The organism is uncultured Granulicatella sp. (assembly GCF_963521425.1).
Taxonomy (GTDB): Bacteria; Bacillota; Bacilli; order Lactobacillales; family Aerococcaceae; genus Granulicatella.
The window spans coordinates 1-14,269 of record NZ_CAUQUN010000013.1; the positions used below are offsets into that span (position 1 = coordinate 1).

At 31.4% G+C, this 14,269-nt stretch carries 13 protein-coding genes; 2 read left to right on the forward strand and 11 right to left on the reverse strand.

Translation table 11 applies throughout. The features are described from left to right. On the reverse strand, positions 1 to 1,315 hold a 1,315-nt coding region (locus tag RWO76_RS04685), incomplete at its 3' end, for an MBL fold metallo-hydrolase (RefSeq protein ID WP_314354522.1). A 401-nt stretch (positions 1,316 to 1,716) separates the two neighbouring features. Between RWO76_RS04685 and RWO76_RS04690 the strand changes: the two genes are divergently transcribed. Further along, positions 1,717 to 2,268, forward strand: a complete 552-nt coding sequence (locus RWO76_RS04690; RefSeq protein WP_314354523.1) for a DNA-3-methyladenine glycosylase I — start codon at positions 1,717 to 1,719, stop codon at positions 2,266 to 2,268. A gap of 36 nt (positions 2,269 to 2,304) precedes the next feature. Here RWO76_RS04690 and nrdF read toward each other — a convergent pair whose 3' ends face one another. Genes nrdF through nrdI form a run of 3 tightly spaced genes read right to left on the reverse strand, consistent with a single transcriptional unit; the run spans position 2,305 to position 5,871 of the window. Then, positions 2,305 to 3,315: a class 1b ribonucleoside-diphosphate reductase subunit beta gene (gene nrdF / locus RWO76_RS04695; RefSeq protein WP_314354524.1), complete on the reverse strand. Its 1,011-nt coding sequence runs from the start codon at positions 3,313 to 3,315 to the stop codon at positions 2,305 to 2,307. A 20-nt stretch (positions 3,316 to 3,335) separates the two neighbouring features. Continuing rightward, positions 3,336 to 5,513, reverse strand: a complete 2,178-nt coding sequence (gene nrdE, locus RWO76_RS04700; RefSeq protein ID WP_314354525.1) for a class 1b ribonucleoside-diphosphate reductase subunit alpha — start codon at positions 5,511 to 5,513, stop codon at positions 3,336 to 3,338. Further along, entirely contained in the window at positions 5,506 to 5,871 is a 366-nt protein-coding gene (nrdI, locus tag RWO76_RS04705; protein WP_314354526.1) for a class Ib ribonucleoside-diphosphate reductase assembly flavoprotein NrdI, read from the reverse strand. Before nrdI ends, nrdE begins: the two co-directional genes overlap by 8 nt. Before the next feature lie 190 nt (positions 5,872 to 6,061). On the opposite strand from nrdI, the gene RWO76_RS04710 reads away from it, so the two are divergent. After that, positions 6,062 to 6,493, forward strand: a complete 432-nt coding sequence (locus RWO76_RS04710; protein WP_314354527.1) for a BlaI/MecI/CopY family transcriptional regulator — start codon at positions 6,062 to 6,064, stop codon at positions 6,491 to 6,493. Positions 6,494 to 6,545: 52 nt separating this feature from the next. On the opposite strand, the gene RWO76_RS04715 is transcribed toward RWO76_RS04710, so the two are convergent. The 7 genes from RWO76_RS04715 to tsaE all read right to left on the reverse strand — a co-directional run bounded on the left by RWO76_RS04715 (position 6,546) and on the right by tsaE (position 14,254). Next, complete coding sequence (locus RWO76_RS04715) at positions 6,546 to 9,470, reverse strand: insulinase family protein (RefSeq protein WP_314354528.1); 2,925 nt, start codon at positions 9,468 to 9,470, stop codon at positions 6,546 to 6,548. A 628-nt stretch (positions 9,471 to 10,098) separates the two neighbouring features. Then, the gene (locus tag RWO76_RS04720; RefSeq protein ID WP_314354529.1) at positions 10,099 to 10,638 is read right to left on the reverse strand and encodes an ECF transporter S component; all 540 of its coding nucleotides are present in this window, start codon (positions 10,636 to 10,638) and stop codon (positions 10,099 to 10,101) included. Positions 10,639 to 10,650: 12 nt separating this feature from the next. Beyond that, a complete protein-coding gene (murB, locus tag RWO76_RS04725; protein WP_314354530.1) occupies positions 10,651 to 11,553 on the reverse strand; it encodes a UDP-N-acetylmuramate dehydrogenase in 903 nt (300 codons plus the stop codon). Between the two features lie 39 nt (positions 11,554 to 11,592). After that, complete coding sequence (locus RWO76_RS04730) at positions 11,593 to 12,534, reverse strand: Gfo/Idh/MocA family oxidoreductase (protein ID WP_314354531.1); 942 nt, start codon at positions 12,532 to 12,534, stop codon at positions 11,593 to 11,595. Between the two features lie 18 nt (positions 12,535 to 12,552). Next, positions 12,553 to 13,254 carry a 5'-methylthioadenosine/adenosylhomocysteine nucleosidase gene (locus RWO76_RS04735; protein WP_314354532.1) on the reverse strand — a complete coding sequence of 234 codons (702 nt, stop codon included), beginning with the start codon at positions 13,252 to 13,254 and terminating at the stop codon, positions 12,553 to 12,555. A 3-nt stretch (positions 13,255 to 13,257) separates the two neighbouring features. Continuing rightward, the gene (locus RWO76_RS04740) at positions 13,258 to 13,785 is read right to left on the reverse strand and encodes a GNAT family protein (RefSeq protein WP_314354533.1); all 528 of its coding nucleotides are present in this window, start codon (positions 13,783 to 13,785) and stop codon (positions 13,258 to 13,260) included. Continuing rightward, the gene (gene tsaE / locus RWO76_RS04745; RefSeq protein WP_314354534.1) at positions 13,769 to 14,254 is read right to left on the reverse strand and encodes a tRNA (adenosine(37)-N6)-threonylcarbamoyltransferase complex ATPase subunit type 1 TsaE; all 486 of its coding nucleotides are present in this window, start codon (positions 14,252 to 14,254) and stop codon (positions 13,769 to 13,771) included. The genes RWO76_RS04740 and tsaE overlap by 17 nt, the downstream gene beginning before the upstream one ends. Between the last annotated feature and the right edge of the window lie 15 nt (positions 14,255 to 14,269).

Consider the following 14,269-nt stretch of genomic DNA (forward strand, 5'->3'; position numbering starts at 1 on the left):
TCATTTCTCCAGATTGAGATAGATAATACCATTGATTATTATCTTTTAACCAACCTGTTTTCATTTGACCGTATTCATTAAAGAAATACCACTTTTCATTAATTTTATTCCATTTTATAGCCATTTCACCATTTTGGTGTAAATAAAACCAATGATCTCGCCATTTTTTCCATTCATTTTCTAACCTTACCCCATTTCCTTTAAAGAAATAGAATTTTTTACCAATTTCTGTCCAACCAATTGCATGTTCCCCACTTGAGTATTGATATTTCCACTCACCATTTTCTTGATACCATTTCTCTTCATACTTTGGAATTTTTGGATACATAGTTGTAATATTATGAATTCCTTTCTTTTGAATATCAAATACAGTCGCATTATACTGATTACTACTTGCTTTAATGATTTCTGCTCCATAAGAATGTAATTGTTCAATGACATCTGTTGCTACTCCATTACCTTTCCAAGGATAGTTATTGGATGTTAACACAACAATAGATGGATGTAAATTTTTCAAAAAATTATAAGTATTTGAATAATATGCTTCATAGTGGTGATTAAATTTCATTAAATCCACTTTACCAATTATAGGACCATAACGATCTTCATTTCCATAATCTAGATTATTTAAATCTCCCCCTGTATATATTCTTTTTCCATTTACTGTAATGACACTAATAATTGAATTTGAATTATCGTCTACTACCGGCGTTAGTTGTCCATTTGTATAACTATTTTCGTAGTTATATAATTGAATTTCCATATCTCCTAAGAAAAAATGAGATTGTTCTTTTGTAATGTCCTGTAGTACAGGAATTCCTTTTTGACTCGCTACGGATAGTACTTTATCATATTCATATTGACTATCCCATAATCTATTAGCATCAGTAATTCTACTATCACTATAACGTTTCATAAACACTTTATTAACAGGAAATCTTTCCATCAACTCATCTGCATTCCCAATATGATCAGAATGAGCATGTGTTATTAAAATAAAATCTAACTTCGTTACACCTATATTTTTTAAATGTCTCATAACACGTTCTGTCATAACATTTCTATAATCAGTATTGGAACCATCACGATATGGATAGTTTAAATCACTTCCATCTGGAAAATCGTAGTCTTCTCCTGTATCAATCATAGCATAATGTCCATTACTTTCTAATAAAATTGCATCACTTCCCCAATTATCAAGAGAAACATTAATAAAATGTATTTTATTTCCATTCCCTTCTTCAGCATAAGTAGTATTCTTAATACTCAACATTCCTAACAGAATCATTATTATTCCTATCTTCCACTTCTTCATAGTAATCACCTCTTATTTATTTTTAGTACTTTTGCAATCATTTTAACTATTTAAATGAAACAAGAATTAAATACCCTATGAAGAAGTAATTATGTTAAACAAATCACAAAAAAGCTTCTTGAATGATTATTTATTTCTTATTTACTTTGTAGCGAATACACATGCTCCTTCGTTCATTATACTGCAACAATAATTATGTTTTCTACTATTATTTGTAATAAAACAGTAAGTTCAAGATTAAATTTTATGCTTCATATTAATCATTATAAACTAATCAACTGATAAGTTGATGTTATTTTTTCAAATTAAAACTATCTTTTTCCTTATATTACTCTATTCTTTATTAGCCTTTCCAACTCCATCGTGATATAATTCTTCCATTCTTAAAGGAGGTGAATTTTATGCGTTGTGCTTGGGCAACTATTTCTGAACTTAATCAAAAATATCATGATGAAGAATGGGGAGTTCCATGTTTTGATGATCAAAAACTATTTGAGATATTAACATTAGAAGTAATGCAAGCGGGACTTAGCTGGTCTACCATTTTGAAAAAACGAGAAGGTTTTAGAGAATCTTTTAAACAATTTCAAATCCATAAAGTTAGTCAATTGACAAAAGACGATGTAGAAACATTACTTCAAAATCCTAAAATCATTCGTCATCGTCAAAAAATTGAAGCCACTATTCAAAATGCAAAAGTTATTTTACAACTACAAAATCAATACGGAAGTTTTCATGAATTTTTATGGAGCAAGTTTGGACACACTCCAATCATCAATCACTGGAAAACAATGGAAGAAGTTCCATCTTCTACTCCGCTTACAGAACAATTATGTAAAGAATTCAAAAAAATAGGATTCAAGTTTATCGGACCTACTACTCTCTATTCATTTTTACAAGCATCTGGTATCATTAATGACCACCTTGATTCTTGTCCATTTAAACAAAAATAAAGACTTTTATGCCGTGCATAAAAGTCTTTATTATTACTACATCCATTTTGAATAATCGTCATCTTCCATGGCTTCTACTGTTCCAAGTAAATAACCATTCCCTACTTGAGAGAAGAAGTCATGGTTACTTGTACCTGTTGAAATACCATTCATCACAATCGGATCTACATCTTCAGCTGTATCAGGGAATAATGGATCAAAGCCTAAATTTTGTAAAGCTTTATTCGCATTATAACGAATGAACACTTTTACTTTTTCAGTCCAACCCACTTGATCATAAATGGATTGTGTATACTTCACTTCATTTTGATACAATTCTAAACATAATTGATAAACCCACATTTTAAGTGTTTCTTGTTCTTCTTGTGGTAATTCATTGTATCCTTGTTGGAATTTATAGCCTGTATAAGTTCCGTGAACAGATTCATCACGAATAATTAATTTAATAATTTCCGCCACATTGGCTAATTTATTATTTCCTAAATAGTATAATGGTGTAAAGAATCCACTATAGAATAAAAATGTTTCTAACATCGTTGAAGCGACTTTCATTTTTAGTGCATCTCTACTTTGATAAATTTCATTAATTTTTTGAGCTTTGTATTGTAAAAACTCATTATTATTTGTCCACTCAAAAATTTCTTCGATTTCAGCTTTTGTATGTAAAGTACTGAAAATCGTTGAATAACTTTTCGCATGAACAGATTCCATAAATTGAATATTATTCCATACTGCTTCTTCATGTTGTGTACGAACATAGTCTTTCATCAGACTTGCACCTTCTTCAGATTGCAATGTATCTAATAAAGTCAATCCTCCAAATACTTTCCCTACAACATCTTTTTCAGCTGGGGATAATGTTCTCCAGTCATCTAAGTCATTTGAAACAGGAATACGAGTATCTAACCAAAATTGCTCGGTTAACTTTTCCCATGTCATTTTGTCGATCATATCTTCTACTTGGTTCCAGTCAATTGCTTTATAATAAGCTACTGGTGCAGAAGCATTTTGTGACAAAATCTCATTAAAATATCGTTTCTCACTCATGATAAGTCTCCTTTTTTGAATTAAATACTACAACTTTCGCAACCATTACTTCCAATTTCATCATTATTTTCTGTAAATGTACGAACATAATAAATCGATTTGATTCCTTTATTCCAAGCATAGTTTCTCAAGATATTTAAATCTCTTGTTGTCATTTTACTTGTACGACCATTTTTCCATTCATATAATCCTTCTGGTAATTCAGAACGCATGAATAATGTTAAACTCATTCCTTGATCAATATGTTTTTGAGCCGCTGCATACACATCAATCACTTTACGCATATCAATATCATAAGCTGATTTATAATATGGTAATGTTTCATTGGATAAGAATGGTGCTGGATAATATGTTTTACCAGTTTTCTTCTCTTGACGCTCCTCAATTAAACGAGTAATTGGATGCAAGCTTGCACTTGTTTCATTTACATAGCTGATTGAGCCTGTTGGAGCAATTGCTAGACGATTTTGGTGATATAGTCCATCTGCCATTACATCTGCTTTTAATTGTTTCCAATCTTCCGCAGTTGGAATTGGTAAGTTCGCAAAAATTTCTTTTACTTTTTCAGATTTAATTTCTACATCTGACTCTGTATAGGCATCGAAATAAGTTCCTGATGCATAAGCAGATTTTTCAAAGCCATCAAATGTTACACCACGTTCTTTTGCAATTTTATGACTTGCTTTTAATGTATAGAAATTCAATAGACGGAAGTATAAATCTGTTACTTCAATCGATTCAGGTGAACCATATTCCATTTGATTTAACGCAAAGAATGTATGTAATCCCATTGCTCCTAAACCAATTGTATGAGCTTTTTGATTTCCATTTTTCACCGTTGGAACTGCATCAATACTTGAATGGTCTGTAACAAATGTTAGTGCACGAACCGCTACTTCAATTGAACGTTCAAAATCAGGTGATTGCATTAAATTAACGATATTTGTAGAACCTAAATTACAACTAATATCCGTTCCAAGTACTTCATATTCTTGACCATTATTAATCACTGAAGGACTTTGTACTTGTAAAATTTCTGAACACAAGTTACTCATAATGATTTTTCCATCAATTGGATTTGCTTTATTGACAGTATCAATATTTACGATATATGGATAACCTGATTCTTGTTGTAATTTACTTATTTCTTGTTCTAAATCACGAGCACGTAATTTTGATTTACGAATTTCTGGATTATTCACCATATTTTCATATTCTTTTGTAATATCTACATAAGAGAAAGGAACACCATAAATACGTTCCACATCATATGGACTAAATAAATACATCATATCATCATTCTTAATTAACTCGTAAAACTTATCTGGAACGACTAGTCCTAATGATAATGTTTTAACACGAATTTTTTCGTCTGCATTTTCTTTTTTAGTCGATAAGAATGATACGATATCTGGGTGGAAAACATTTAAATAAACGGCTCCTGCACCATTACGTTGTCCTAATTGGTTTGAATAACTGAAACTATCTTCTAATAATTTCATAATTGGAACAACCCCGCTAGAAGCATTTTCAATTTTCTTAATTGGGTCTCCAGCTGCACGTACGTTGGATAAGCTTACACCAACTCCCCCACCAATTCTAGAAAGTTGCAATGCAGAGTTAATCGTACGACCAATACTATTCATGTCATCCGTTGTTTGAATTAAGAAACAAGACACTAATTCACCACGACGTTTTCTTCCGGCATTTAAAAATGTTGGTGTCGCTGGTTGATAACGTTGATGAATCATTTCTTCAGCTAAATCTCTAGCTAATTGTTCATCTCCATCTGCTAAAAATAAAGCATTAAAGACGATACGATCTTCAAAACGTTCTAAATAACGTTCGCCATCATTTGTTTTTAAAGCATATTGCTTATAAAACTTAAATGCTGACATAAATGAACGAAAACGGAATTTTTTCTTATAAATTTCTTGCATTAAGCTTTTAACAAATTCACGGTCATATTTATTTAAAAATTCTTCTTCTAAATAATCATGTTCAATTAAATAATCTAATTTTTCATCTAATGTATAGAAAAATACCGTATTTGGATTTACATGTTCTAAGAAAAATGCACGTACTGCTTCTTTATCCTTATGTAAAGGAATTTTCCCATCAACCGGACGGTTCAATTCATTATTTAATGAAAAATATGTTACTTCTTGAGATTTACTAATTAATTTTGGACTATCCAAGTTCGCTCACCTTTTCCTTTATTATAGTTACGTCTTTTTGAGTTCCATGAAACTCAAAACAATGTAATAGTGGAACAGCATAAGTAGTAGAAAGCATTTTTGCTGTTTGACAAAAGGAAGTATTAAAATTGCGATTTCCAGAACCAGCTACTCCTTTTAATAAAGCTTGGTTATCATCTGTTTCAATAAAATCTTGAAAATATTCAAACACATCCATATCATAAGTAGGACTTACAATAATATAAGGTTCATCCATTGTTTGAAATACATTTTGTGGTGTAATTTCCACAATTGGTAACTCCAATTTTTGAACAAATCTTCTCGTCTGTCCTGTCAATGATAAAAAAACTACTTTCATACTTACTCCTCTATTCATACTTTATCATTATAGCTACTTTCTTCTCTTATAGCAACCTATTAATTCTACATTTAGTATTTTACAAAAAAAATAACACAAAATATAGTAATAAAATTTAGTTTTTTTCAATATATTGACAAAGAGATTTTTCAGATTTACACTAGTAAATATCAAAGAAAGGAGACTAAACATGACACTTTCTCATTCAATTAGTGCTTCAGAAAGACAAGTTCTTCGAGTAATATGGGCAAACCCAAAATGCACAAGTACTTATATAATTGAAGCATTATCTAAAAATTTTAATTGGCAAGCTGCTACGATTAAAACATTGATTAATCGTCTTTTAAAAAAGGAATTTATTATCACAACTTCAAAAAGACCTTATCAATATGTCGCAACATTAACAGAAGAAAAATTACTAGATTTAGAATGTGATGATTTATTAACTCATGTTTGTCAAAAAAGGCAAGGTGAATTATTATCATTACTGATACAAAAAGCTCAATTATCTAAACAGGATACCCATCTATTACAAAAATTATTACAAGAAAAAGAAATAGATGCCCCTGAACAGTTAGCTTGTACGTGTATTCCTGGTCAATGTCGTTGTTGTCATCATTAAAAGAGGAATTTCTATTCAGTAGAAATTCCTCTTTTAATTTAATACACTTTAATTAATCATTAAACAATGAACGAATCGTTTTGAAAATTTCTTTATTTTGTTCGATTTTAACATCATTTCCAACTACTACAAAGGTATTTTGTTCTAATACTTTTTCCATTGTTGGTGCAAATGAACGAACTTTTTCTGGTGTTACATTTAACACTTCATCACGAGTTTTTTGAACAAGTTCATCGCTCACATGAGTAAAGTAACGAGTAAAGGCAATATTTCCTTTTTGATTAGCAGAAAGTGGACGATCAATACTACTAAATGTTCCAATCAGATTTTTCTCAAATTCTTCTTTTGATGGATTGTAATTTTCTAAATATTGCACTTGTCCATCATAAGTTTTTAGAGTTTCTACTAAGTTTGGATCACGATAGGATACAGCAGCTACTTCACCTTTTCCGCCAATTACACTCATTCCACCGTAAGCTCCACCTTTAACGCGAACAGTATTCCATAAATAATCTAACCCTAAAACAGTCTGTAAGAATGCATTTGACCCTTCAAATGGAATTCCTAGTAATGTTTGATTGTAACCTTTTGCTACATATTGAATTTCTTGAGCAGTTTTAAATCCTTCATTCAATACTTCAACAGGAGTTGTGAATTGTTGTGGTGTCACTACTTCTTGTGATAACTGTTGGAAGAATGATTGAGATAAAGCTTTAAATTGTTCAAAATCTTCTTTACTTCCGATAAATGTTGCAGTAACACCATGAATATTTAAGATTTGACGAAGTACAGTAATCAGTTGTTGACTAAAGCTTTCTTTTCTCTCATCATAATATTTCACTAAATCAGAAATATAATCATAATAATCAATACCTTCTAATGCTTGAGCATATTTTGCTCCTTCTGAATAGTAAGATTCTAATCGACGTACGGCAATCGTATGCGAAGCATAATTCATATGCATTTCTAAATTCGCTTTTGTATTTAATAACAGTTCTTTAATCTTATCATAATCTTTCAAGTTTGAACGGAAGACAATTTCTTCCACTAATTCAATTAATTTTGGTAAATATTGAGATAATGCTTTTCCTGATACTGTGAAAAATGGATAATAGATATTTTTAGCAACGTCTTCTGTCATGACAAAAGCATTTGTTGAAATTCCACCTGTATAGAAATCCATCTCTGTATTTAAATCTTCATCAGCAAAATGTTCTGTACTAATTTCACCTAATAATTCTGTGACAAAGGCAGCTACTGGAATTTCTTCTGTTTTAATCCCTCTCATATCAAAGAAATATTTCACATAAGAAATACCTGCTGTGAAGTCTTCATAATGTAAGAAAGTTGGTGTATCTTTTCCTTCTTCTACTGTTAATGGATATTGAGTTGCTTTCTTTTGAATGTCATTAATTGATAGAGTCGGAATTTTCGCTAAGTCTTCTGGACTATCAGGAGATTCTTGTCTTTCGATTAATTTTTGTGTCGTTTCAACTAATTCGTTTAATTCTTCTTCACTTAAACTTGCTTTGTAATCTGCTAATTTTTTAGCTAATTCTGCTTCTTTTTCTTCTAATAAACCTGGTTCTGGTTTTAAAGTAATAATAGCAGCATGAGTATTGTCTAATAAATATTTTTGAATGATATTTTCAAAATATCCATCTTCAACTTTAGCTTGAATGGCATCTAAATGTTGTTGGTATTCAAATGATACATATGGGCTTCCATCATATAACCAACTTGTTAAAGCATTCATTCCATACATCACACCTTTTGGTGTACTACCTTCTAAAGCTGTTAATTCTTTATAACGGAAAGCTGTTTTATTTAAAGCAGCTTGAATCGCTTTTCTAGAAATTCCTTCTTTGACTAAACGTTGTAATTCCTGTTGAATAATTTGAACAAATTGCTCTTTTTTATCAGCATCTGTATCTTTTAAAACAACTTCAAATGTTGGAGAATACGTATAAGCAGAATATCCACCCATAACATCACTACCAATATTTGCTTTTAATAATGCTTTCTTCAATGGAGCTGTATTACTACCTAATAACAATTCATCTAAAATACTTAAAGCAATACCTTCTTCTCCATTTGTACTCGTTCCTGTAGCCCAAGCATATTCTAACAATGTTTTATTCTCAGTTGAGTCGCCTTTAGAAACAGAATACGTACTTGTTAATTCCTTGACACTTGTAAATGGTTCTTGTTTGTATCCTTCAAATGGAATTTCTTTTGCTTCAAAAGCATCAAAGTATTCTGATAATTGTTCCATTGCTTTCGATAAATTTAAATTTCCATATAAAGTTACTCGAGCGTTACTTGGATGATAGTAAGTTTGATGGAAATTAATGAATTTTTCTTGCGTTAGAGTCGGAATTGAAGCTGGCATTCCTCCTGAAACATGGCGATAAAATGTATCTGGGAATAAGGTTGGTTCAACTAGACGATTTAATTCTGATTCTGGTTGAGAAAATGCTCCCTTCATTTCATTATAAACAACGCCTTTATAAGTTAATTCATCTTCTTTATTTTCTAAATGATAATGCCATCCTTCTTGCATTAAAATTTGTGGATTCGATAAAAGATTTGGATAAAATACTGCATCTAAATAAACGTCCATTAAATTCTCAAAATCTTTTTGATTTCTTGAAGCTACTGGATACATTGTTTTATCAGAAAATGTCCATGCGTTTAAAAATGTTTGTAGGGATCCTTTTAATAATTCTACGAATGGTTCTTTTGTTGGGTATTTTTTTGATCCGTTTAATACGGAGTGTTCGATAATATGCGCAATTCCGTTGTCGTCATATGGTGGTGTGCGGAATGCGATGGAGAATGCTTTGTTATCGTCGTCTGTTTTTAAATACATAACTTGTGCACCTGTTTTGTCATGTTTGTATAAATAGTAATCGCAACGGATATCTGGTAATGGTTTTTGTTCTACGAGTGTAAAACTGTTAAATTCTTTTGTCATGAAATGACCTCCATTTCTTAATTAAATCTACTTGTCTTTTATTCAATCACGATTTCTAACAATAAGCAAGAGAAAAAGTTTGGACGTAGAATAAAGAAATAAAAAATAATTTTTAGTGTAGCTAGGACGCCAGCAGACCTGACGGTCTCATGGCTAAAATTTGAGCCTCGGTCTCAAATTTTCCTTTGTGATAGAATCACTACAGCTACAAAAAATTATTTTTTATTTCTTTATTGATGTTATTTCGTTTTCTTACGTTATGTTCTTTAACGGATTTAAAAATAAATATTTTTTCGTAAACTAAGACATAAACGCCTCATATATAAATTTCTTTTTCGGTCATAAGTTCTAATTTGTAATTTAAACGCTATTTCCATTCCTATCATTTTAGCTACAAAAAGTCTTCAACGTAATAGAATAAAGCCTACCAAAAAGTTGCTTTTTTAGCTTGAGTGATAGAAATACTGGGAAGTATTTCTATCACTGTTGGAAAATTTGAGACCTTAGGCTCAAATTTTAGCCATGAGATTCGCATAGCGAAGCTGCTGGCGTCCTAGCTAAACTAAAGCAACTTTTTGGTAGGCTTTATTTACTTAGAATTATTTTTTGTATTCTTTATATGTTATATTTACGCTTTTTCTTTCACACGATTAGCAATCAATTTAAACAAAGCTGTTGCGAAAATGGCAATCAGAATCGAATTAATCATACTAAAAATCCAACCATTAATAAAAACAACTGCCGTAGAAGCCTGATAGAAAAAGACCTCTAACGTCGGTAAAATTAAACCAAAAATAATCACATTCGCAACTACTTGAATCACATTAAAACGCAAAGCATCATGACGAGAAAAAGTACCCGCTAAAAACGACTTACGACGAATGCCCAAACCAAAAACATATCCAAGCAATCCCACAGAAATCGCAATCGCAATCCACTGCTCAGTCGTCCCTAATAATAAATCAATCAAAATCGTTGCTACACCAACAATTGCAGCAAATAACGAACCTGCTAATCCAGCTACAATCGCTAGTAAAATATAAAAGAAGTTAATATCTACTCCAGTAAAAATAGGCAAAGTAATTCCAACATAGTGATAACTTAAAACTAAAACTATTAATGAAACTACATGGAGAAGACCTGTTTTTAAGAATTTGTTCTCTTTCATCATTTTTCTCCTCTATTTTGACTCTTCACCAATAATTTTCACTTCTGGTTCAAGTGCTACTTGGAATTGTTCAAATACTACATCTTGAACATGGCGAATAACTGCCAAATAATCCGTAGCTGTTGCATGGTCAATGTTTACAATAAATCCAGCATGTTTTTTAGACACTTGAGCTCCACCAATTTGAAATCCTTGAAGTCCTGCATCTTGAATTAACTTTCCAGTAAAATGACCTTCTGGACGTTTAAAAACACTCCCACAAGAAGGATACTCTAATGGCTGTTTACTTTCACGTAAATGAGTTAATTCTTCCATTTTAGCTTGAATCGTTTCCTTATGCCCTGAACTTAGATTAAAGCAGACATCAATGACTAAATCCCCACTTTCTTGTAAAGCACTATGGCGATACGAAAACTCTAATTCTTCATTCGTTAAACGTCTAATTTCACCTGTACGAGTCACAACATCAACATATTCAACCACTTCGCAAACTTCTCCACCATAAGCACCTGCATTCATATACATAGCTCCGCCAACACTTCCTGGGATTCCACATGCAAATTCTAATCCTGTTAAAGATTGTTCTAATGCACATTTAGTCACTTCAATTAAAGACACGCCAGCTTCCGCTAAAATTTTATTGCCCATTACTTTCGTAGCAGTCATTTCATTTAATAAAATAACAGCTCCTTTTATGCCACCATCTCTAACAATGACATTACTAGCATTTCCTAATACCGTAATGGGAATTTGTTTTTCTTGTAAAGCTTTAATGATTTTTGCAGTTTCATATTTATCTTTTGGAAAAATTAAACATTCTGCTTCTCCACCTGTTTTTGTATAAGTATATTTTTTTAAAGGTTCATGGAAGCATACTTTCACTTCTGGAAATTGCTCTTTCCACCATTCTTTCATCTTCTTCTCTCCTATTTATGCAATATCTTTTTTATGATACTATTCATCAGTTTCTACGTCAAATGATAAAAAGCCTTCAGATGCTTTTGCATGTGCTAATCTCTCACAAATAAAATGACTTAATAAGCTTGAAATAGGAGAAACTGGATTTTCACCATTGGTTTGAACAGCAATAATAAAGGAATGAACAATACTCTCAAATCCTCTCTTATATAAAGTAGAATCCCATGATGAAAAATGATCTTTAATTTCTTCTCCACCTTGATATATTGTTAAATCCGTTAAATTCTGTAATGAAAAAGTACCTGTATCTGCTTGAATTTCAATTCTTTCAAGATTAGCTCCTGATTCTGTATTCATCATCACAATTGCTGATTGTTCTTCATTTTCTAAATAAATCGTACATTGTTCAATAACACTACGATTTTTCTTATAATAGAATGATCCACGTTTAGGTTTTTCATCCATTAAAAATAATGCTGTATCCAATGGATGAATAAAAACATCAAAAATACGAGTTCTATTATCAAAACTTGGAATTATACAATTTTTTTCTGCAATAATTCTCTTCTTATGAGTAACATTCTTCATTTCCACTACTTTTGGAGCAAAGCGACGATTAAATCCCGCAGTTAAGAAGGTTTTGTTTTCTTTTGCTAATCGATATAATTCAAGCGTTTCTTCATAACTAGGAGCAATTGGTTTATCTAAATATACAGGAATTCCTTTTTCTAAAAATTGCTTGGCTACTTCAACATGAACATCCGTTGAGACATGAATCATGACCCCATCTAAATCAAACTGTAATAATTCTTCGACACTATTACATGGAATACAACGCCCTAATAATTTTGACTCTCGCTGTAAAACCTCTACATTTCTTGTACACATATACCATTTTACATTTCCAATTGAACGCATCACTGGTAAATAAGCTTTTTGTGCAATCGCACCAATCCCAACAACTCCAATATTTAACATGAGAACTCCCCCTAATCATTAATCTTCTTTTAAATGATGTAATAATTGATGAACAATCAACGCTGATTTACGACCTGCTTCAACAATAAATGTATCAAAATCAACTGCTGATGTTCCTTTTTGTGGCATGTCCGAGATGGCTCTGACAACAATGACTGGAGTTTCTAATGCATAACAAGCTTGTGCAATAGAGGCTCCTTCCATTTCAGTTGCTAAAACATCTGGGAAATGTTTTAAAATTAATAATCGTTGATCTTCACGATGAATAAAACTATCTGCTGATACTACTAATCCTTTAAATACAGATAAATTCAATTCAGATTGAATTTCTTTAATCACGTCATCTTCAATCACTTGAGCTTGGAAACGTGCAGGCATCCCTGGCATTTGTCCATATTCATATTGAAAGGCTGTAACATCTGCATCACTGTATGCTAATTCAGTAGCAACAACAATATCTCCAATATTCATTTCTGTTCCAAATCCACCCGCGGATCCTGTATTAATGACTAGTGTCACATTAAAATGGTGAATTAATAAAGCAGCTGTTACACTAGACATTACTTTACCAATACCAGATTGTACTAATACAATCGATACGCCATTTAAACGTCCTTCTAAAAATGTCCATCCTGCAATTTTTACTTCATTTTCAATTGTCATTTCTTCAGATAGAAGACGTTTTTCCTCTTCCATCGCTGCAATAATTCCGACTTTCATGTATTACTCCTTTTCTAAAAAATAGGCCATTTGAATGACATCATAATATTGACCATTTACTTTCATTTCTTTTTCTTCAATCGTTACTACTTCAAATCCAAATTTTTTATATAAGGCTATAGCTGCAATATTTTCTTTTACGACAGCTAATTTAATTTTTTCAAGAGGTGAATAGTCTTTTGCCCATGAAAGTAATTCTTCCATTAAGGCACTTCCTAATCCTTGACCCCAATATTCTTTTAAAATACTAATGCCTAGTTCACCAACATGTTGAAATTTTTCTTTTGAATTTCCACCAATTGAAGCAACTGCAATAATTTCTTGTCCTAATTTAGCAAGTAGCATCATTTGATTATCGCTTTCTAAAACAGATTGAATATATAATTCTTCTTGTTGGATAGTTAACTCTAATCCTTCTTCACCAAAACTTAAAAAATCTGTTTCTTTTCCAACTTTTTTTGTATATTCAATTAAAGCTTCTGCATCTTCTACAGACACTACTTCAATTTCTAATTCAACTTTCTCTTTCATTTATCCACCAACCCTCAAATTGATTCAACCATTTTTCGTATTCTTCTCCTATAGCATCAAGTGTAATGGTACGAGTAGTAAGAGAAGTTTGTTCGATAGAAATAATTAATCGATTCATAGGTAATTCTTCTTCGATAAAATTTGCCCATTCAACCATTACGACACCTTCACGATGAAAATACTCCTCTAAACCAATTTCACTCGCTCCTCCACTTTCTTCAATACGATACATATCCATATGAAATAAAGGTAAGCGACCTTTAGTATATTCACGAATCAGAGTATAGGTTGGACTTTTAATGACACGTGTAATGCCTAAACCTAAAGCAAATCCTTTTGTAAACGTCGTTTTACCAGCTCCTAAATCTCCAGACAAAATGATGGTACTGTTAGAAAAGGCATCTTTTGCTAATAATTCTCCTATTTTCATTGTTTCTTCTTGTGATGTCGTTTGAATTGTAATCGTCATATTTTTCCTCATTTC